Annotated in this window: 18 protein-coding genes; 11 read left to right on the forward strand and 7 right to left on the reverse strand. The window is 60.8% G+C overall.

The annotated features are described in order from the left end of the window. Positions 1-17 precede the first annotated feature (17 nt). The 5 genes from phhA to maiA all read left to right on the forward strand — a co-directional run bounded on the left by phhA (position 18) and on the right by maiA (position 5,290). The gene (gene phhA / locus ACI3KQ_RS09065; RefSeq protein WP_404956836.1) at positions 18-881 is read left to right on the forward strand and encodes a phenylalanine 4-monooxygenase; all 864 of its coding nucleotides are present in this window, start codon (positions 18-20) and stop codon (positions 879-881) included. A 44-nt stretch (positions 882-925) separates the two neighbouring features. Further along, complete coding sequence (hppD, locus tag ACI3KQ_RS09070) at positions 926-1,969, forward strand: 4-hydroxyphenylpyruvate dioxygenase (RefSeq protein WP_404956868.1); 1,044 nt, start codon at positions 926-928, stop codon at positions 1,967-1,969. Positions 1,970-2,043: 74 nt separating this feature from the next. After that, the gene (gene hmgA / locus ACI3KQ_RS09075) at positions 2,044-3,348 is read left to right on the forward strand and encodes a homogentisate 1,2-dioxygenase (protein WP_404956870.1); all 1,305 of its coding nucleotides are present in this window, start codon (positions 2,044-2,046) and stop codon (positions 3,346-3,348) included. After that, complete coding sequence (fahA, locus tag ACI3KQ_RS09080; protein ID WP_404956838.1) at positions 3,345-4,646, forward strand: fumarylacetoacetase; 1,302 nt, start codon at positions 3,345-3,347, stop codon at positions 4,644-4,646. Before hmgA ends, fahA begins: the two co-directional genes overlap by 4 nt. After that, positions 4,643-5,290, forward strand: coding sequence for a maleylacetoacetate isomerase (gene maiA, locus ACI3KQ_RS09085; RefSeq protein WP_404956840.1), 648 nt, complete (start codon positions 4,643-4,645; stop codon positions 5,288-5,290). The genes fahA and maiA overlap by 4 nt, the downstream gene beginning before the upstream one ends. A 9-nt stretch (positions 5,291-5,299) precedes the next feature. Here maiA and ACI3KQ_RS09090 read toward each other — a convergent pair whose 3' ends face one another. Both ACI3KQ_RS09090 and ACI3KQ_RS09095 read right to left on the reverse strand, forming a co-directional pair. Continuing rightward, positions 5,300-6,079, reverse strand: a complete 780-nt coding sequence (locus ACI3KQ_RS09090; RefSeq protein WP_404956842.1) for an SDR family NAD(P)-dependent oxidoreductase — start codon at positions 6,077-6,079, stop codon at positions 5,300-5,302. Positions 6,080-6,151: 72 nt separating this feature from the next. Beyond that, positions 6,152-6,910: a helix-turn-helix domain-containing protein gene (locus tag ACI3KQ_RS09095; RefSeq protein ID WP_404956844.1), complete on the reverse strand. Its 759-nt coding sequence runs from the start codon at positions 6,908-6,910 to the stop codon at positions 6,152-6,154. Between the two features lie 143 nt (positions 6,911-7,053). Here ACI3KQ_RS09095 and ACI3KQ_RS09100 point away from each other — a divergent pair, with 143 nt between their 5' ends. Beyond that, positions 7,054-8,796 (forward strand): D-aminoacylase, encoded by a 1,743-nt coding sequence (locus tag ACI3KQ_RS09100; protein ID WP_404956845.1) that lies wholly within the window; start codon positions 7,054-7,056, stop codon positions 8,794-8,796. 36 nt (positions 8,797-8,832) lie between these two features. Then, positions 8,833-9,711: a Coq4 family protein gene (locus ACI3KQ_RS09105; RefSeq protein ID WP_404956847.1), complete on the forward strand. Its 879-nt coding sequence runs from the start codon at positions 8,833-8,835 to the stop codon at positions 9,709-9,711. Positions 9,712-9,847: 136 nt separating this feature from the next. On the opposite strand, the gene ACI3KQ_RS09110 is transcribed toward ACI3KQ_RS09105, so the two are convergent. Further along, entirely contained in the window at positions 9,848-10,603 is a 756-nt protein-coding gene (locus ACI3KQ_RS09110; RefSeq protein WP_404956849.1) for an SDR family NAD(P)-dependent oxidoreductase, read from the reverse strand. Positions 10,604-10,649: 46 nt separating this feature from the next. Further along, positions 10,650-12,167 (reverse strand): flavin-containing monooxygenase, encoded by a 1,518-nt coding sequence (locus ACI3KQ_RS09115; protein ID WP_404956851.1) that lies wholly within the window; start codon positions 12,165-12,167, stop codon positions 10,650-10,652. 315 nt (positions 12,168-12,482) lie between these two features. On the opposite strand from ACI3KQ_RS09115, the gene ACI3KQ_RS09120 reads away from it, so the two are divergent. The 3 genes from ACI3KQ_RS09120 to ACI3KQ_RS09130 all read left to right on the forward strand — a co-directional run bounded on the left by ACI3KQ_RS09120 (position 12,483) and on the right by ACI3KQ_RS09130 (position 15,101). Beyond that, on the forward strand, positions 12,483-12,758 hold the full coding sequence (locus tag ACI3KQ_RS09120; protein ID WP_404956853.1) for an HU family DNA-binding protein: 276 nt from the start codon (positions 12,483-12,485) through the stop codon (positions 12,756-12,758). Between the two features lie 425 nt (positions 12,759-13,183). Next, positions 13,184-13,831: a MucR family transcriptional regulator gene (locus tag ACI3KQ_RS09125; protein ID WP_404956855.1), complete on the forward strand. Its 648-nt coding sequence runs from the start codon at positions 13,184-13,186 to the stop codon at positions 13,829-13,831. A gap of 334 nt (positions 13,832-14,165) precedes the next feature. Continuing rightward, positions 14,166-15,101 (forward strand): hypothetical protein, encoded by a 936-nt coding sequence (locus ACI3KQ_RS09130; RefSeq protein ID WP_404956856.1) that lies wholly within the window; start codon positions 14,166-14,168, stop codon positions 15,099-15,101. Positions 15,102-15,661: 560 nt separating this feature from the next. Here the strand turns inward: ACI3KQ_RS09130 and ACI3KQ_RS09135 are convergent. From ACI3KQ_RS09135 to ACI3KQ_RS09145, 3 genes are all read right to left on the reverse strand, one after another. Further along, entirely contained in the window at positions 15,662-16,837 is a 1,176-nt protein-coding gene (locus ACI3KQ_RS09135) for a replication initiator protein A (protein WP_404956858.1), read from the reverse strand. Between the two features lie 181 nt (positions 16,838-17,018). Then, positions 17,019-18,104, reverse strand: a complete 1,086-nt coding sequence (locus ACI3KQ_RS09140) for a ParB/RepB/Spo0J family partition protein (protein WP_404956860.1) — start codon at positions 18,102-18,104, stop codon at positions 17,019-17,021. Between the two features lie 107 nt (positions 18,105-18,211). Continuing rightward, the gene (locus tag ACI3KQ_RS09145) at positions 18,212-19,408 is read right to left on the reverse strand and encodes an AAA family ATPase (RefSeq protein WP_404956861.1); all 1,197 of its coding nucleotides are present in this window, start codon (positions 19,406-19,408) and stop codon (positions 18,212-18,214) included. Positions 19,409-19,567: 159 nt separating this feature from the next. Between ACI3KQ_RS09145 and ACI3KQ_RS09150 the strand changes: the two genes are divergently transcribed. Further along, entirely contained in the window at positions 19,568-20,581 is a 1,014-nt protein-coding gene (locus ACI3KQ_RS09150) for an aldo/keto reductase (protein WP_404956863.1), read from the forward strand. The last annotated feature ends 264 nt before the right edge of the window (positions 20,582-20,845 follow it).

Consider the following 20,845-nt stretch of genomic DNA (forward strand, 5'->3'; position numbering starts at 1 on the left):
CGTGGAGTAATCATTCCATGGCAAAAGAGCCGCTCATTACGCCGATTATGGCAGCGCCGGACTGGACCGTGCCGCAGGACTGGGACGCATACACGCCGCAGGACCATGCGATGTGGGATAGGCTTTTCGAACGGCAGGCGAGCATGCTGCCGGACCGCGCGGTCAGTGAATTTACCGATGGGCTGGACGTGCTACGCATGACGCGGAAGGGCATTCCTGACTTTGCCGAACTGTCGGACCGACTGATGAACCTGACAGGGTGGCAAGTCGTGGCGGTGCCGGGACTGGTGCCGGACCGGGTGTTTTTCGAACATCTGGCAAATCGCCGCTTCGTCGCCGCGCGCTTCATCCGTTCGCCCGAACAGCTGGATTATCTGCAGGAGCCGGACGTTTTTCATGACGTGTTCGGTCACGTCCCCTTGCTCGCCCACCCAGTGTTCGCCGATTATATGCAGGCCTATGGCGAAGGCGGGCTGAAAGCCGATGGGCTGGGCGCAATCGAATATCTGGCGCGGCTTTACTGGTATACGGTCGAATTCGGCCTGATCCGGCGGGGCGACGCGCTGAAACTATATGGTGCGGGCATCGTGTCGTCCCATGGCGAATCGCTGTTCGCGCTGGATGACCCGTCGCCCAACCGACTGGGCTTTGACCTCAAACGGGTAATGCGGACGCGATACCGCATCGACGATTATCAGCAGAGCTATTTCGTCATCGACAGCTTCGACGACCTGTTGAGGCACACGGTCGAAATGGATTTCTCGCCCTTGTATAGGGAGCTTGAAGGGCTGGCCGACCTGGAAGCCGATACTGTGTTGCCACAGGACAAGGTGATCAGCCGAGGCACCCAGGCCTATGCGCTATCGCGGGGCAAGGCATGAGCCGGGCGCAGCCAGATGTGCCGCCGCCGGGAGGAGAGGATGTCATGGCCGACGCAACCGCCAATCCACTGGGCCTCAACGGTTTTGAATTTGTCGAATTCACATCCCCCGACCCGGACGCCATGGCCCGGCAGTTCGAACAACTGGGCTTCGTGCCATCGCACCGGCACCCGGTGAAGAACATCACCCGCTACAAACAGGGTCGCATCAACCTGATGCTGAACCGCGACGATGCAGGCCGGGTCGCTGCGTTTCGCGGGGAACATGGGCCATCGGCCAGCGCCATGGCCTTTCGCGTCGCCGATCCGCAAGGCGCAATGGCTTGGGCGCTGGATCATGGGGCAAAACCGACCGAGGAAGACGATACCGTCATTCAGGGCATTGGCGGTTCCTACCTTTATTTCGTGGCGGACGGTGAAGACCTGTATGCCGACTGGGCCGAATTTCCCGGATGGCGGGAAGCTGAGGCAAAGAATAATGTCGGCCTGGACCTGCTCGATCACCTGACCCACAATGTCCGCCGGGGACAGATGCGCGTCTGGAGCGAATTTTACCGCACGCTCTTCAATTTCGAGGAGCAGAAATATTTCGACATCAAGGGCAAGGCGACCGGCCTGTTCAGTCAGGCCATGATCGCGCCCGATCATGCGATCCGCATCCCATTGAACGAAAGCCAGGACGACAACAGCCAGATTGAAGAGTTCATCCGTCAATATCATGGCGAAGGCATCCAGCATCTGGCCATGACCAGCCGCGACATCCACGATACGGTCGAACGGCTGCGCGCACGCGGCGTCAGGCTGCAGGATACGGTCGAAACCTATTATGAACTGGTGGATCAGCGCCTCCCCGGCCATGGCGAAGACCTGGAGCGGTTAAAGAAGAACCGCATCCTGATCGACGGCAGCGTCGAAACGGGCGAAGGCATATTGCTGCAGATTTTCACTGAAAACTTGTTCGGCCCGATCTTCTTCGAAATCATCCAGCGCAAGGGCAATGAAGGTTTCGGCAACGGCAATTTTCAGGCATTGTTCGAAAGCATCGAGCTGGACCAGATCCGGCGCGGCGTGATTTCCGTCCAGACATGAGGACCGGCATGAACGCACCCCATTCCGACAGGCCGCCCCCTGCAGAGGACAGCGTCATCCAGGATAGCGGGCCGATGCTGCCGGGGTTTGGCAATCTTCATTCGACGCAGGCCGTGCCCGGCGCGCTGCCGATTGGCCGTAATTCGCCGCAGCATGTCCCCTATGGCCTTTACGCCGAACAATTTTCCGCGACGGCTTTCACCGCGCCGCGTCATCAGAACCATCGCAGCTGGCTTTACCGCATGCGCCCGTCGGCGGCACATGCGCCTTTTGCGCGTTACGCAAAGGACAGCCGCCTGCGGTCGGCGCCGGTCAGCGACTATCCCCCCTCCCCCAACCGCCTGCGCTGGGACCCGTTGGACCTGCTCGCCGCGCCCGCAGATTTCATCGATGGGCTGGTAACTTATGTGGGCAATGGCGATGCGGGCATGGGACAGGGATGCGCCATCCATCTTTACGCCGCCAACCGGTCGATGGTGGACCGCGCCTTTTTTTCAGCAGATGGCGAATTGTTGATCGTGCCGCAAATGGGCGCGTTGCGGGTCGTGACGGAGATGGGGGTGCTGGACATCGCTCCGTTGCAGATGGCGTTGATCCCGCGCGGCATCCGTTTTCGCGTCGAACTGATCGACGGACCGGCGCGTGGATATATTTGCGAGAATCACGGCAGCCTCTTTCGCTTGCCGGAGCTGGGCCCGATCGGCGCCAATGGCCTGGCCAATCCGCGTGATTTCGAAGCGCCCGCCGCCGCGTTCGAAGATATCGACCGGCCATGCGAGATCGTGCAGAAATATCTGGGCGCCCTCTGGACTACCACCCTGCCCCATAGCCCGTTCGATGTCGTCGCCTGGCACGGCAATGCCGCACCATATCGTTATGACCTGACACGGTTCAACACGATGAACAGCGTCAGCTACGACCATCCCGACCCGTCCATCTTCACCGTGCTGACATCGCCTAGCGACATCGCAGGCGTGGCCAATATCGACTTCGTGATATTTCCCCCGCGCTGGTTGGTGGCGGAAGATACGTTCCGGCCGCCCTGGTTTCACCGCAACGTCATGAGCGAATTCATGGGGCTGATCGAAGGGGAGTATGAGGCAAAGTCGGGCGGCGGCTTTAATCCCGGCGGTGCCAGTCTGCACAATATCATGTCCGCGCACGGCCCCGATGTGGAAAGCCATGGCAAGGCGGTGACGGCGGCGCTGGCCCCCAGCCGGATCGATGGGACAATGGCGTTCATGTTCGAAAGCCGTTATCCATTCAGGCCGACGGCATGGGCGATGGGAACGCCCCTGTTGCAACCCGATTATGATGATTGCTGGCGCGGCTTTGCCAAGGCGCGCCTGCCGTCGGACGGCGGAGGCGCGGCCCGGTGAACTGGTGGACGACCGACGACACCCACGATCCCGAACGGACCAGCTGGGTAGACAGCGCGCAGGGGCATTGCGATTTTCCGGTGCAAAACCTGCCCTTTGGCCTGTTCGCGCCATTGGGATTAGAGCCCCGGATCGGCGTAGCGATCGGCGACATGATCCTGGACCTGCGCGCCTGCGCACGCGTCGGCATGGTGGACCCGGCGGTCAGCGGCAGCCTGCAGGAAACAACGCTTAATCAATTGCTATCATTGCCGGGCGGACAACGCCGTGTCCTTCGCCATCACATAAGCGCGCTGTTGTCCGACCCGGCGCATCGTCCCGCCTTGTCTGACAAGCTGGTGCGAGCGGCCGATTGCGTGATGCATGTTCCCGCTACCATTGGCGACTACACCGATTTTTACGCCGGCATTCACCACGCGAACAATGTCGGCAGGCAGTTCCGGCCCGACAATCCGCTGCTGCCCAATTATAAATATGTGCCCATCGCCTATCATGGTCGCGCATCGTCCATCAGGGCGTCGGGCGTACCGGTGCGGCGGCCGATGGGGCAGCGCAAGCCGCCGGAGGCCGACGCCCCGACGTTTGGACCGACTGAGCGGCTGGATTATGAGTTGGAACTGGGAGTGTGGATCGGCGCGGGCAACGAACTGGGAACGCCCATCCCGATCGCGCAGGCGGGGGACCATGTTGCAGGCTTCTGCCTGCTCAACGATTGGTCCGCGCGCGATTTTCAAGCCTGGGAATATCAACCGCTGGGGCCGTTCCTGGCCAAGAGTTTTCAATCGACCATCTCTCCTTGGATCGTCACGGCGGAAGCGATGGCCCCTTTCCGCATCGCCCAGCCACTTCGTCCCGAAGGCGATCCTGAGCCGCTATCTTATCTGCTGGACGCCGACGACCAGCGACATGGCGCATTGGCGATCACGTTGGAGGCGCTGTTGCTGACGCGAGCGATGCGAGATCAGGGCCTAGCGCCGATGCGCCTGTGCCAGGGTCCTGCCGCCAACCTTTATTGGACCGTGCAACAAATGGTGGCCCATCACGCGTCCAATGGTTGCAACCTAAATCCCGGCGACCTGCTGGGCACGGGCACGATTTCCGCACCGACCCGCGATGGTCTTGGCAGCATGGTGGAACTGACCGTCGGCGGCAAGGAGCCGATCCACCTGCCGTCCGGGGAGACGCGTGGGTTCATCGAGGATGGCGATGAGATAGTGTTGCGCGCCACCGCGCAGGCTGAAGGCTTCGTGCCTATCGGACTGGGCGAATGCCGGGCCGTGGTGATGGAGGCGAAATGAGCAAGCTGGTCCTGCACGGCTATTGGCGATCATCCGCCGCCTATCGGGTGCGGATAGCGTTGAACCTGAAGGGCGTGGCCTATGATCAGGTCAGCCATGATCTGCGCGCGGGGGAGCAGCGATCGCCCGATTATCTGGCCATCGCGCCCCATGGGCTGGTCCCCGCCCTGCAACAGGGAAACACCGTCCTGATCGAAAGCCCTGCCATATTGGAATGGATCGAAGCGAAATGGCCCCTGCCCGCCCTGCTGCCGGGCAGCGCCGAGGATATGGCCATAGTCCGGGCGATGGCGGCGCTGATCGCGTGCGACGTGCATCCGCTGAACAATCTACGGGTGCTCAATGACCTGCGAACCCGGTTCCAGGCGAGCAAGGATCAGGTGCAGCATTGGGTCCATCACTGGATTGGCGAGGGTTTCACCGCGCTGGAAAAGATGATCGCGCAACATGGTGGGGCCTTCGCTTTTGGCGACGCGCCGACCATGGCGGACTGCTACATCGTGCCGCAGCTCTATAATGCGCAACGTTTCAAGCTGGACCTTTCGCCCTTTCCCCGCATCGTTGCGGCGGGTGAAGCGGCAGGGCAACTCTCTGCGTTCAAGGCCGCCCACCCGGATGTTCAGGCCGACGCCGGTCAGGGCTGACCGCCCACATCATTGTAATTCCGAAAGCGGTGGAAAGGCTGCCAGAAATGCGGCGTCGATATTCTGCGCCTGCCCATTGATCCCCGCCGCGCCCCGGCCCAGCAGGAACAGCGCCGCTTCCGCGACATGCTGCGCCTCCAGACCGCCGCGATAGGATGGGTCAGGCAGATCCATGGGGTCCGCAAGCGTCTCCAGCCCCGCGCCACCAGTCATGCCCGATAGCACCATGCCCGGACATATGGCGTTGATGCGCAGGCCGCGCCCGGCGAAAGGCCCGGCGGCGGAACGGACGAGGCCGATCAGCCCATGTTTTGAAATGGAATAGGCGGCGGCTTCCGCAAAACCGACCTGTGCGGCGAGCGATGCGGTAACGACACAACTGCCCCTTGGCCGCAACCGGGCTAGCGCCTGCTGCACGCCCATGAAGGTGCCGCGCAGATTGACCCCGATCAACTGGTCGAACAGGTCCAGCCCCACCTGTTCAAACGGGATATAAGGCTGAAGGATGCCCGCATTCAGGAAGGCATGGTCGATCCCGCCGAAACGATCCGCCGCGACGTCGAACATGGCGCGATTATCATCTTCACTGGAGATGTCGGCCCGCACGGCAATGGCTTCTCCACCCGCATCTTCGATCAGTTGGACGGTTCGCCGCGCCTGGTCGATCGCGATGTCAGCGACCACCAGCTGCGCACCTTGTGCGGCCAGCCGCCTGCTCGCGGCCCGGCCAATGCCTGACCCACCGCCCGTGACAATCGCGACTTTCCCGGCGAAGTCCTTGCCGCTCATCAGCCCATCCTCTCCCTATTTTCTGGGGCGACGCTATGCGCGAAGCCGGGCGGCCGCCATCCTCCAATTGGATTAGGCGGGCCGGAACGCTTCGCCCTGATCGTCCTGCAGGCCGGTCGTGCGGAATGGCCGGATGGCGCACAGCATCGCAATCCATTGGCGCTGGAGCAGGCTGTTTTCGCGATCCCGTTCGGCCAGCGCATGGGCGTCGCGGCGGAACCGTTCCATCATCTCGGCCAGTTGGGCGATGCCTGCATTGGACAGTTTGAGCAGTTCGGACGCATAGACCGCATCGGGCGCGGCAAAGTCCATAGCCAGGAATTGTTGCTTCATATGCTTTTCGAACAGGCCCCGCATGGGCAGCTTTCGAAATACGAGCGCGCGGTCGACCAGCGGGCGCACCTTGTCATCGCGGATACGGTCGATCAACGCCAGCCGTTCCAGCTTGGCCAGTGCGATGTCCAGGGTCGCGGGCGCCAGTTCGAAATCCTGCGACAATTCGCGCGGCGTTGCCCCCGCCATCAACGCCATGAACAGCAGCGACAGAAACGCGTCCGCCGACAGCGCCCGCTCCTGCGCCAGCGTCAGTTCGCGCGCCAGGCCCGACCGCGCCTGTTCCGCTTCATGCGCCAGTTCCATGATGGTGGTGCCGCACAGCCCGGCCAGCCGCTCCAGCCGGTCAATCGACAGCGACCTGCCCGCCAGCCACCGCTTGACCGTCGCTTCACCCACGCCCAGCTCACGCGCCAGCCGCACCGCCGTCCACCCTTCGCTGCGCAGGTGGCGGCGCAGGACGCTCAGCATCGCGGCGCTTGTGGAATCGGATCGCATGATGATCCGATGATGCGCAAATTACGATCCTTTTTACAAGCCCGGCCTTCGGCATCACCGGCCAGGGGCGTAGCATGCTCTGCGCAAAAGCCCCCCTCGCCACAAACCAGCGGCGGGGAGAGGATCGTAGGAGACGGAGAGCGATGAACGATATTCTGATCAGGAACGGCACGGTCGTCGACGGCACCGGCGCGCCCGCATTCCGGGCGGACGTGCGCGTGCGCGGTGGCAAGATCGCGGAGGTCGGGCCGGACCTTGAACCGCAGGGCGAACGGCTGTTCGACGCGGCGGGCTGCTATGTGACGCCCGGCTTCATCGAAAGCCACACCCATTATGACGGCACCATGTGGTGGCAGCCCGACCTTGATCCCCTGCCCGGCTATGGCGCGACCACGATGATCCTGGGCAATTGCGGATTTTCCCCCGCGCCGCTCCACAAATATATGCCCGCCCAGCGCGAAATGATCGGCATTTTCTCATTCTTCGAGGATATTCCCGAAGGGCCGTTCATGCAGAACCTGCCCTGGGATTGGAACACATGGTCGGAATATCGCGCGTCGGTCGAACGCAATGTGAAGGTGCCACTGAATTATGCGGCCTATACCGGCCACATCGCTATCCGATTGGCGGCGATGGGCGTGGAAGCATGGGACCGGGAAGCCACGCCTGAAGAAATCGATCGTATGTGCGAATTGCTCGACGATGCACTGGCGGCGGGCGCGCTGGGCATGTCGGACAATATGCACGACCATGACGGGCAGGACCGGCCCGTGCCCAGCCTGATGGCCAATGACGCCGAATTTTCCGCTTTATTCGACGTCATGGAGCGTTACCCCAACTGTTGTTACCAGGTGATCGTCGACACATTCATGCGGATGACCGCCCCCGCCAATCTGGAACGGCTGTCCAGACTGCTGTCGGGCCGCAAGATCCGGGTCCAGATTGCAGGCGGCGTGCCGACGCTGGATTTCCAGAAAGGCATCCTGCCCGCAATGCAGGAAAGCCTGCGCCAGATGCGGGAAGCCAATGTCGATGTCTGGCCCGGCTTTGCCCATGTGTCGCCGACATCGACGCTAAGCCTGGTCAAGTCGCTGATCTTCGCCCAGTCCAATGACTATGTCTGGCATGAAGTGGTGCTGGCCGACGACCATGCCGAAAAGGCGCGGTTGCTGGCTGACCCTGATTGGCGCGCCCGTGCCCGCGAAAGCTGGGACAATAATGCCTGGCCGCACTCGCCGCTGAAAAACCCGCAGGACCTGTACCTGTTCGACAGCGAAAATGGCGCCGGTCCGCTGAACATCACGTTGAAGGAATATGCCGATTCGCTGAGCCTGCACCGGTCGGACGCGATGGCCGAATGGATATTGAAGAACGGCACCCGCTCGACCGTGCACATGGCCCCGTTCCCCAAGGATGAGGAATTGACCATCGAACTGATGCGCGACCCCAAGACGGTCGGCAATATTTCGGACGCGGGCGCGCACCTGCAGATGCTGTGCGGCGGCGGCGAGAATGCGCTGTTGCTGACCCAATATGTCCGCGACGAAAAGAAGCTGAGCATCGAAGAAGCGGTGCACGTCATGACCGGCAAGCTGGCGGGCCATTTCAACCTGGCCGATCGCGGCGTTATCGCAACGGGCAAGCAGGCGGACATTGCCGTTTTCAACCTGGACGAGGTTAAGCGGCAGGCCATGGAAAAGGTGTTCGACGTGCCTGACGGACGCGGCGGCACGACCTGGCGTTTCACTCGCAAGCCGATGCCGGTTCGACTGACACTGGTGAACGGCGTGCCCACGTTCGAGGACGGAGCCTATACCGGCGCGAAGCCCGGCACGTTCCTGTCGCCCGCGATCGGGTCGCCTGACCTCGCCATCGCCGCTGAATGACATATGCGGCGCGCCCGGACAGAAAGGATGCATGACATGAACGAAGCCAAGATCGGCGACGCCGACCGCGCATATTTCAACGGCGGCATAAAGACCGTGACGACCGACAGCAGCGTGCTGGTCAGTTCGTCCCGTTACCTGAACCACGGCCCGCTGCGCGCCCTGATCGCCCAAGAAATGTTGCGGCGAAACGGCCCGGACATGCCCAACACCGCCTATATTCCAGAGGTCGCGGCGATCTTGCACGAGTTGGAAGATATGCCGCGCATCATCGAACTGTTCGAAATGGAAAAGGCGCGACTGCCTCAGTTCGCCCGATGGCTGGCGGACAGGCATCTGGCCGATTTCACCATTGCCGAACTTGCCGACTGCAAGGCAGGCACGCTGGGCGCGGCGATCCGTGATTTCATGGTGAATTCAGGCTATCAACTCGACTTGTTCTTTCAGGAAGTGCAGGTCGTGAATGACTTTACATTCTACCTGCGCCAGACCGCACTGACGCACGACATCGAACATATGGTGACGGGGTTTGGCCCCAATCACGGCGGCGAAGTGGCTTTGCTGACTGCGAACATGCACGCCAAGGCCCGCTATTTCCACCCGGAACTGTCCGCCTTCTTCTCCCGCATCGCGACCTATCTGAAGGCAAAGACGATCATGAAGGACGGGTTGCACTATCCCGAAGCGATGGTCCTCAACCTGGAGGCGGAATATCGCGGGGCAGAGCAAGGACGGAACTGGAAATATCCACTGATGCTGGTGGACTGGCGCGCTTATGTGGACTGGCAGATCAGCGACATCCGCAAGGAATTGAACATCACGCCGGTCGAAGAAGGGTTGTGGCTGGACACCAACAGGCTCTGCAATGAAGACGACCCGCAATATGGCGTCCCAATGCTGAACGCCGCCGAATAGAGTATAGCGCGGAAAAGTGGGAACCGGTTTTCCGCGAAAAGCGATGCGACAACAAAGATAAAGAGCAAAGCGATCGATCAAGAGAACGGCGGTGGGAAAGGCCGATGCCCGCCCCACCGCCGACGTTCGAACATGGTCAGAAGGCGGTCGCCCCGCCATCGATGACCAACGGATGCCCCGTCACGAAACTGGACGCATCCGAACAGAGCCACAGCACTGCCTGCGCAATTTCTTCCGCCTGGCCAAGCCGACCCATCGGCGTCATGGAATCGAGCAATGCCCGCGTGCCGTCGTCCGCCAGCAGCGGCGCCGTCATGGGGGTCTCGATAACGCCCGGACACACGGCGTTGACGCGAATCCCCTGCTTGGCCCATTTCAGCGCGCCGTGCCGGGTCAGGCCGACCACGCCATGTTTGGTGGCGACATAGGCGGGCTGGCCGGGATTGCCGACCAATCCATTGATGGAAGCGGTGTTGACGATAGCGCCACCCCCCTGTTCCACCATGACCCTAGCTTCTTCCCGCATGCACATCATCACGCCGCTAAGGTTGATGCCCAGCGAACGTTGCCACACATCGTCTTCATATTCATCGGCGGTGATGATGTTGATGCCCGCATTGTTGAACGCACAGTCAAGGCGGCCAAATAATTCAACCGCGGCGGAGACCATTTCCTTGACCTGCTCGCCATCGCTGACATCGCATCGTTGAAAGGCCGCCTTGCCCCCCTGTTGTTCGATCAGGCCGACAGTTTCACGGCCACCCGCTTCATTGACATCGCTGACCAGCACGGATGCGCCCGATTGCGCGAACCCAAGCGCGGTGGCGCGGCCAATGCCTCCGGCCGCTCCAGTCACCAACGCCACTTTCCCCTGTAGACCGTAGTCGATCATTGCCTTCTCCTTCTGCACGAATATCGGCTTGAAAACTTGCGCACGTTTAGCCTGCCGCGACGGCACTGTCCTGTCCTGCGTGCAAAATATAATCCGTCATGTTGGGGGAGGACATGGCATCGGCAAACGCCTCATAGCTCCACGGCCAACTCGACGGCACGCCCGTCGCGTCGAGATACCAGCTGCTGCAACCCGAACCGAAGATGGTCGATCGCGCGGCGGCGATGCGCCTTTCCTCATAATCGGCATGGGCCTGTGCACTGGGTTCAATGCTTGCCGCCTCACCCCGCCGCAGCGGTTCGAGCAGATGGCCGATATAATTCCATTGCCTTTCAGCGATGTCGATCAGCGAGAAGTTGCCGACCGGGCCGGTGGGTCCGTTGAGCATGAAGAAATTGGGGAAGCCGGGGATTGCCACCGCATAATAAGCCGTCGGCCGCACCGACCAGACATCGTCCAGTGACAGCCCATCCCGGCCCATCACGGTGGTCGGGCGGATGAAGCGGTCGGCATGGAACCCGGTCGCCAGCACCAGCGTGTCTAGCGGATGGAGCCTGCCGTCCGCCATCCGCACGCCATCGGGTTCGACGCGGGCAATGGCTTCGCGTTCTACCTCCACATTGGGTTGCTGGACGGCGTCATAATAGCTCCAGCTATAGATCAGCCGCTTGCACGCCGCGCGATAGTCGGGGCGAAGCTTTTCCCGCAATGCCGCGTCGCTGACGCTATTTTCCAGATTATCCAGGCACAGCTGTTCGATCATGGCGATTTCCGGCCCATGCGTGTCAGTGATCGCATGGGTGAAGCGATAGATGGCGTCCCAATAATCCTTGTCGTTGCGGATCGCGTCGATCAGCGCCGGCTCGCGGCGAAACGCTTCGCGCTCTTCATCGCTATACTGGAAATAGGGGACGGGCATGATCCATTGGGGCGACCGCTGAAAATGCACCAGACTGGCCGCGCGGGACTGAAGCGCAGTGACAATCTGCACCCCGGTCGACCCATTGCCGATGATGCCCACACGCGCGCCATCGACCGGCGCGTCGTCCCGCCAGCGCGCGCTATGGAGCGCCGTCCCGGCAAAGCTGTCCAGCCCTTCGATATCGGGCATTCGTGGGTGATGCAGCACGCCGGACGCGGCGATGACGATATCGGCCACCGCCGTTTCCCCGGTCGACAGCCCAAGGCGCCAGATATTCTCGACCTCATCCCATATACAGGCAGTGACCTCTGCCCCAAAACGGATGTGCGGCATCACTCCATATTTTTCAGCGGTACGTTCGAAATAGGTCTGAATTTCCGAACCCTTGGCATAATAGGCCTGCCATTCGGCATAGGGTTCGAAACTATAGGTATAGGCATGGGCCGGGACGTCGCAGGTCAGGCCTGGATAGCGGTTTTCCCTCCAGGTCCCGCCGACCCGGTCCGCCTTTTCATAGACGGTGAAATGCTCGCCCGCCTGATGCAGGCGGATGGCCGCCAACAGGCCTGCCATGCCCGCTCCGATGACAGCGAAATGCAGCCCCTCGCCGTCCTGGCCGTTGCGGTTCCGATGGTTCGACACCTCACTCTCCTGATTCGTGGTGATGCCATCGATCATGTCGGCTGAAATGACCCCCCGCACCATACAAATGGATTAGAGATTGGCGGCATTTTCGCAGGCAGTTGCGGCGCTCGGGACATATCCGTGCGGCAGTGGCGTGGGTTCTCGCGATGCTGGCCCAGCATAGCGGGCTTGGCCAATGGCGCCGGTCGCGATACAGAAATGCCGCGACGCGCCTCTTCCGATAGGTCGCCGCGATTGAAAAGGCTGAAAAGCGGGCTGGTTGAGCGCGCTAAGACAGGGTATGACGCGTCGTCCATGAAAGGGAGATCATCAATGAACAACACCGAACTCGCCGAAACCATTGCTGCCGAGCATGGCCTGACCAAGGCTGACGCGCGCAAATATGTCGATGGCGTATTTTCCGCGATCGCCGGCGCTGCCGCCAAGGGTCAGGAAGTTTCGCTGAACGGATTTGGGAAGTTCAAGGTCAAGGACCAGCCGGCACGCGAAGGCCGCAACCCGTCGACCGGCGCGACCATCCAGATTGCCGCTTCGAAGAAGCTGACCTTCACGCCTGCCAAGGCGGTCAAGGACCAGCTGAACGGCTGATCCGGGCATGCACGCGCAACCGCCTTGCGACGGTTGCGCGTGACGCAATCCAGAAGTCACATTCAACAATTGCGGGAGGAAGGCTGGCGAGCGATATGCGCCCTGCCTTTCAGGCATCCTCTCCTAAAACTCATTAGGCCGGTCGAAAGATCGGCCTTTTTTTGTGCTGGCATAAGGTTGCGTTCCGGCAGCGCTCGGTTCGAACGCCAAACCCCTGTTCCGCCAGTCCCGCCGCCGAAGTTGAGAGCGATGAGGGAAGGTTCAGTCAGAACATCAGGACATTCATAGTAAATAGTCTGAAGAATAATCATGATGTCCATCAACAGGACAGACTGCGGTCATTCATATCGGGAGATAGATTTACATTTTCGAACAAACAGCGCAAAAGGCAGGCGCATCATTCTTTTCCTGGGGGAAGCGTGCCAATGTCTGAGAACATGTCGCCTGATATCACTACGCTCACTGTCGAACTGCTGAGCGCATTTGTGTCCAACAATTCCATACCTAGCGAGGGCTTGGCCGATCTGATCCGCTCAACCCGCGCAGCCTTGACTGAAACGCTGCAGGCCAATCCTGCAGAGGCCCAGGCGGTGACTTACACACCGGCAGTTTCGGCCCGCAAGAGCCTGTCGTCGCCCGACCATATTCTGAGCATGATCGACGGGAAGCCGTACAAGACGCTTAAGCGGCATCTTGCAACTCACGGACTGTCGCCCGATCAATATCGTGAACGCTATAATCTGCCCAAATCCTATCCGCTCGTTGCGCCGAGCTATTCCGAAGCCCGCCGCGCGGTCGCGACCAAGCTGGGCCTGGGTCGCAAGCCCACGACAAAGGCGGCGGCCGCGAAGGCTCCCGTTGCAACTGCGGTAGCTGCCCCTCCAGCGGCAACTGCCGCAACCCCGGCCAAATCACCCGCGAAAAAGGCCGCCAAGCCAGCTGCAAAGCCTGAAGGCAAAGCGGCATCGGCTAAGCCGGGACCGTCCAAGTCGGAAACGGCGAAATCAGTACAACCGCGCCGTGCCAAGGCAAAGGCCGCGCCCGGCTCCGCGCCGGATGGCGGCAAGGGCTAAGTCTCTTTCATACAATGTGACTGTTTTCAGGGCCGCTGCGTGCAGATGCAGCGGCCCTTTGTTTTTTCGGCAGTCGGCAACGGGTGGGGGCGCAGCACGGACCATGATCCGTTCCAATTAGATGGACCACGCCGTCTAACTGGAAAATGCTCAAACCTCGTCAGACCGTTGGGTCTCGCGGATGTAAGAAAAATGCGCTTGCACAGCAGCGGTTCGCCCGGCATCATCTTGTCTGAGACAGCGACATACCTCGCTTCCCCGTCCACTACAAAATAGAAGCTGATGTAACCAACTTAGTGTTTTGGTTACATGGATATTGCGCTAACCCTTGCAAATGCGTGATTTTTCAAATGATAGCGGCAAGGCGCTGCTGATGCTTGGACGGCTCGATGGGCGGCTGATCAACAGTCCTGCTACCGACATCTGGTTGGCGCGGGCCCGGCTAAAGGGCGCGTCGCTGCTGGCAACTTCGGCGGGCATTCCGGTCGGGGTCACAGAGTTGGAAGACTGGATTTGCGGTCGACGCCTCCCTCCCCGTTACAGCGAAGGTTTGAACGATCCTCTTTCCATCGCAGCCCTCCTGCATTTCGCCTTGTCCGCCGCGGAGAGGGAACATGATCCCGTCGCGCGGGCTACGCTGAACATATCCCGGACCCTGCTGGACGATCGCAAGGAGGCAGAGTTGTGGGCACCGGAGGATCTAGTGCGCTTTGGCCCCGCTTGGCGAGCCATCCAGGAGGCTCTGGAGGCCCCCTACCCTGCCCCGACGCTAGAAGCGGTCGCCGACCGCCTGATTGTAGCGAGGGGACAACTGGAAGCGCCTGTAACGGCGGCTCAGCTATTGACCACCATTGACGGCAGGCAGTTGCGGATCGACCCCCGTCGTTCCGATCTGGACTGGGTAATAGCTTGCCATCTGCCCTCTGCGCTTCGAAGTTGTGGCCTTGCTTTGCGCACCCTCCCCTCGTTCGTGGATCTGGGGCGATTTCTGCCAGAAAATAGGGACCGCCTGGTTGAACAGTTAACGGCTATGATCGGACGGCAGGCGTTAGAGGGATTGCGCGAACTCGACCGGATAGAAAGACGCCTCAACCATATGCCGTCAGATCTGGCGGTGACCAGGCGTAGCAAGGCGCCTCTACTGATGCGGTTGGAACTTGCCTATCCAGGGTTGAGCCGTACTGCAGTGGCGCGTTTACTGGGTATATCGCATCAGGGGGCGACGAAATTGATGGCGCAGATATCCGCTGCCGCCACTGGAACCGGCTGAATGAAGGTCCGAGACAGCCTCCAGCAATCATCCTTTTCCATTCCAAAAACAATATCGCCTACGTTATAAAGTTTATAAGGAAAGTTAGAGAGTTAAGCGCTGGGCAAAGGGTCGAAATAGGCCGGAATGTCGCGAGTCGGGCGCATGACGCTGTTCCCATAATGTCGAACATTCGTTCCTGTAATGTCGAACCGAGCGTTCCTGAAAGGTCGGCTGGTCGTTCCTGATAGCACGTTGACCGTTCCCATTGTGTCGAAGCTGATCCTGTCGAGGGGTTAACACGGGACAGTTTGAATCAGTTCGACCGAGGCGCTCAAAAAGTAGGTTCAAAAGCTGTGGACAGTTTGGCGCGCCTGACGCGGTCCCTGGAAAGGCACGGCTGGTCATTCCGATAACCCGACACTTCGGGAACGCTTTGCCCAAGGTGGAAGACGGGGCGGACCGGGAACGGCAGGGTGCGTGCGGAAAAGCGCATATGATTCTGGAAGTTTCGAGTTGTCCCTGCACCGCTGTGATCAGGAATCCTTGCAGTCCCAGCTCTTATTGTAAAAGGCGGGCGATCAAAGCTGGTGGCGGTTCTTTTCGTGAAAACGACGGACAAAGCCAATGAATGCTTTTTGGTAGTTGACTGGCGTGCGCGCCGAGTCTGCGGCAAGCCAGTCTCGAAACTCCTGGTGCAGCGATTGATAATCCCAGCCGGGATAGTTGGATCGCAAGGTGGCCAGGGTCGCATCAGTAATCTCACCGGCGCTGGCACGCGCAGACATACAAACTACGGTGCTGCGGATGACGTCGCTGGCGTCAAAAAGCGGTTCCGATGCTTCAGGCGCGCCCTTGGCGGGAAGGCGCTTGCCTGTTCCTATCCCCTGGCGGGCGAACTGGCCGGACCTGTCCATGTCAGCCGTGCGCCGACGCATGCGCACGGACGGCTCCCGCTTGCCGTCCGCATGCTCCATCTGCAATGAATAGCCCGGCAGGGGGTCGCGTTCGGCAATCTTGGCGATCTCGAACTTGAAGCGGCGATAGGCCCCTTCCGCACCGGATTTTTCGAACAGGGTCGGCATGGAAATGGCAAATCCGCCCTCCCCTGCCCCGCCCGCATGTTTGCGCGCTACCTTGTAAAGCCAGCGTTCCCGCCCACCGGTTAGATCGAAATAAGCCCTGTCGATCGACAACACGCCGCCTTGCATCAGCACGCCTTCGTAGAACCAGTTTGAAAGCTCGATTGTCATCCCGCGCGAACGTTCGGTCCGTTCATCCACCAGCTGGGTCCAGCCATCGAGCCAACTGAATGTGGCCTCGCGGCGATTTTCCGCCCGAATGTTGGTCTTGATCGTGGTGGATACGAGCCGGTCCAGCGACTGACCGAGCAGTTCATAAGCGCGCCCGGTCGTCGGACGGTGAATGGCCCGGAGCAGATCATAGGGCATCAGATGTAGCTTGCGCGGAATATCGTTCGCGCCGCGCCGTGCCATGTCGGCGAGCACTGACGCGCAGTAGATCAAAATGTCGGCGTCCCAGATTGTCGCCATACCATAGTCGGGGTTAGCGGAGACGTGGACCCATGCTTTGCCGTCGGGCGAAGTATAGTCGATCGGCTTGACGCGCTTCGATTTGGCCAGGCTGAAGAAGGGCCGCTCCATCATCTCGCGCTGGTCGCGCAGGGGCATGTCCGCAATATAGGGCAGGAACAGTTCGAATTGATCGGTGGCGTCGGCTTTGGCGGCGCGGATCATGGCTGGTTCCTGATGCGGAGATGGATGCCGGGAAGGGGGAAAGCGGCACTTCGTTTCCCTGGGGAAACATGGCTGGTCGGGGCGAGGCGAAGCTGGTGCGGCACCGTTTCCCCGGGGAAACAGCTTTCAGCGCGAGGAGAATTCTCCAAATCCACGCACATATGCTCGCCCCCCGACGCCATCATTTCTGTAGGCCCATCCCTTGCCGCTCCAGATGTTCAAGCGCGTCCCGCAACGCCGTCGCCAGCATGTCTGCATCAGCGCCAGAACCGGAGTGTAGGCGGATGGTCACCCCCTGTCGGTTCGCCGACTGCACCGTCAGGGCAGGGCGACCATAGCGCGTCATCCACACAAATGGGTCTGCCTTGGGCTCTGACTGCGCGACGCGAGGAGCATCCATTAATAGCCGCAGAACCTCGGCAGCGGGCAGGGGTGGTTCGCCCACATTACGCCGTTCCTGTTGTGTCGTTGCCAGTCGACTGGCCTCTGCCGCGATCACCTGTGCGGCGACGCGATCGTCCAGCGCCTGGGCGAGCGCATAAGCAGGCTTCAACTGGACATCGCCCGGCGATGCGAACGCGGCGATGACAGCGTCGGGGATACCCGCGACCTTGATCATCTTGCTCAGCCAGCCCTTGGACAGCTTCAGCCGTTCGGCCATGCGGGTCAGGTGGCTACCATAATGGGCGCCTAGCGCTTCGGCATAGTTGCGCGCGCGTTCCAGGTCGGTGACGTCCTTGCGGGCCCGGTTTTCCAGATCGGCCAAACGGAAAGCCGCCTCGTCGTCGAGCTGGGCGACCTGCGCCACGAACATCATGTCGGGATAGCTGTGCGCGCGAAGCCAGCTAATGGAGAAATGCCGCCGCGTGCCGGCAATCACCTCATAGTCATGATCGGGATCGCCTTCGACCCGGCGCACGACGGCGGGCACCTTCTGACCGCCCTCGGCAATGATCGAATCTATCAATTCCCGGCAATTGTCGCCGTTGAGATGGTCGTAAAGCCGCGCATTGCCGCGCCATATCCGTACGCGTGCGGGGTCGAGCAGCAATTGCGTGACCTGCCGGACTTCGCCCGATGCAAGCCGGGCAAGCGCCGATTCACGCCCGATCAGGGTCGCGCCACGGCTGCGTTCAGGTGGGCGGGGCGGGGCAGGGGAGGGGGATGGCTCAATCTCCGCGACAGCCGGTGGCGTCGAGGCGTGGGAAGGGGCCTCTGCCTCATCGGACAGAAGCGCCGCCAGATAATCCGATTGCTTACGCGCCATGGGCCCCTCCTCCGATTCGCGCGGAACATAAGGCGAACATATCAATGTAGGACAGCGCTGATTTGCAGCTCGCCTGCTCGACCCGTTGCCTCTGCGTGACGGTGAGGTCAGGCCGCATTGACGATATCCTCTTCTCTGGCAGGCGCGACGCGACCCCAGCCCTGGCGAACCAGGGATTCAATCTGGCCCATGGCTTCGTCCAGATTGGCGCGGCATCGCTTGTGCGTGCGGGGCGTACCGATCGGCTTTTCCAGCTCATAAACCGTCATCATGCGCAGCGCCGCATGGCTGATTTCCGCGCTGTCCAGGATGGGTATGGGCAGGAGGGCAGGGCCGAAGCTCTGTTCCATGATGGCTCGGACCATCGAATGGCTTGGGTCATTGCTGTCGAATTTCGAACAGAGCAGCCTGACGAATTGGTAATCGACCTCTATGCCAGCACCCTGCAACTGGTTGATCACCTGATCCATCATCGACAGAAACTGGACGGTCGAACAAAAGTCGGGCGTCGTCGCCGCCAGCGGCACCAACAGCGCGTTGGCCGCCTGCATCACCGCAAGGCTGATCGTGCCCAACGCTGGTGGCGGGTCGAGCAGCACCACGTCATAGTCGCGGGCCAGATCCGCCAGGCCCTGTTTCAGCTTGCGGAACCGCGCTGCCAGGACAGAGCCGCCGTCGCTACCCGCCGCCGCCAGCTCATATTCGACGTCGAACAGTTCCAGGTTGGAAGGGATTAGATCGACATTGGGCCAAGCGGTATGTTTCACCGCATAGAGAAGATCGACCTGGGTTGGATCGATCGACAGATAGGGATAGAGCGTTTCTTCGCGCTGGATATTGAAATGCGGGTTGAAACCGAACAGGGTTGTCGTCGTCGCCTGACTGTCGCAATCGACCACCAACACGCGATAGCCTTGTACGCCGAAATAATGCGCCAGATGGGTGGTTACGGTCGATTTGCCCACGCCGCCCTTGAAATTTTGCACAGCGATAATGGCAGGCACATCCAGCGGCGCGCGTTCGGGGCTGGCCCCCAGAACCTGCCGCATGTTCAACAGCTCCTCGACTGTATAGCCGGGCCTGCGGCCATTGCCGGTGGGCGGGGCAGGGGGCAGCCGCCCGTCATCCTCCGCCATGCGAATACGATTCGTTGAGCAGCCCAGCAATTGCGCCGCTTCCGCTATGCCGAAACGGACGTTAAGCTCCTTGCGGCTATCCGGCAGAAATGCCTTGCGACGCAGGCGTTCCACCATCTTCTCACCCGCTTCCGCCAGGTCGCCAATCTGATCTACGACTGCGTTCATTCGGAACCTCGATGGAGAAGTTGAAGCTTGACCCGCCAAGCTATCGCAGAAATACTTCAAATTCGCAATCACGCGCTATAAATCATCCGACGTGGGCACTTTCGAACGAAATTGCGCATTTTTCCCTCGTCAGCTGTCACGTTGAAATCAGGAGCCGTCATGAATGCAGTCTTGCCAACCCGGAAAATCGGCCCCCTGACCGTTTCCGCTATCGGTCTGGGGTGCATGAACCTGTCGCACGCCTATTTGCCCCGACCTGATCCGGCGCAGGCCGAACGTCTGTTGCTGCATGCGCTGGATGCGGGCGTCACCTTCTTTGATACGGCGTCTATCTATGGTTCTGGCACGAATGAGGAATTGCTGGGCAGGACATTGATGTCCCGCCGGTCTGAATTCATTCTTGCCAGTAAATGCGTGCTCGGACTGGTCGATGGCAGGCGGAACCTTGATGGATCACCGGCGGCGATAGAATGCGCGGTTGATGACTCGCTCCGGCGGCTTCGAACCGATCATATCGATCTCTATTATATGCACAGGCTTGACCCCCATGTGCCGGTCGAAGAATCGGTCGGCGCTTTGGCTCGCGCGGTAGAGGCGGGCAAGATCGGCGCGATCGGCCTGTCTGAAATGTCCGCCAGTACCGTTCGCGCCGCTCATCGCGTGCATCCCATCGCGGCGGTGCAGACCGAATATTCGCCCTGGACGCGTAATGCCGAAATAGCCGTCCTCGATACCTGCGCGGAACTGGGCATTGGCTTTGTCGCCTTCTCGCCGCTCGGCAGGGGGCTGCTGGCGGGCGGCGTGAGCGGGGAGGGGGTGCCCTCGGGCGACCTGCGCGCTGACATGCCGCGTTTCCAATCTCCGCATCTCGCCCGTAATCTGGCGCTCTACGGTCGCCTCGCCGGTCTGGCGGAAGAAGCCGGATGCACGGCGGCACAATTGTGTCTCGCATGGCTGCTGTCGAAGGGCGATCATATCGTGCCGATTCCCGGGACGACCAGCATCGCGCATCTGGATGAGGATCTGGGTGCGGTTGCGCTCCAGTTGTCGTCAGACCAGCTGGGCGCCGTCGATCGTCTGTTCAAAACTGGCGCGGTTTCAGGCGCGCGTTACAGTCAGTCGGCGCAGGCGCAGGTCGGAACAGAGACGTGGCCGGAGGAAGAACTGGCCTGAAACCGTGGCTTTGGCGCGCTAGAGGGGCCGTTGGAGAAGAAATGTCTCCTCTGTGTTTTTTCCTGTTGACCGACTCAGTCGACGCGCCTAGATGCCACTCCACCGACGCGGTGAGCGCCACTGGTTCTCGCTTCGATCGGTCGCCAACATAAACGGGACGCCCCTCCCTCGGACCAAGTTTCGAGGAAGAATGGCTGTCCCTCTTAAGTTGTCGGTTCTTTGACATTGTTAGTATGATGAAGGGACATGTGGGCGGCGGCTCCG

Source organism: Sphingobium sp. ZW T5_29 (assembly GCF_044987515.1).
GTDB lineage: Bacteria > Pseudomonadota > Alphaproteobacteria > Sphingomonadales > Sphingomonadaceae > Sphingobium.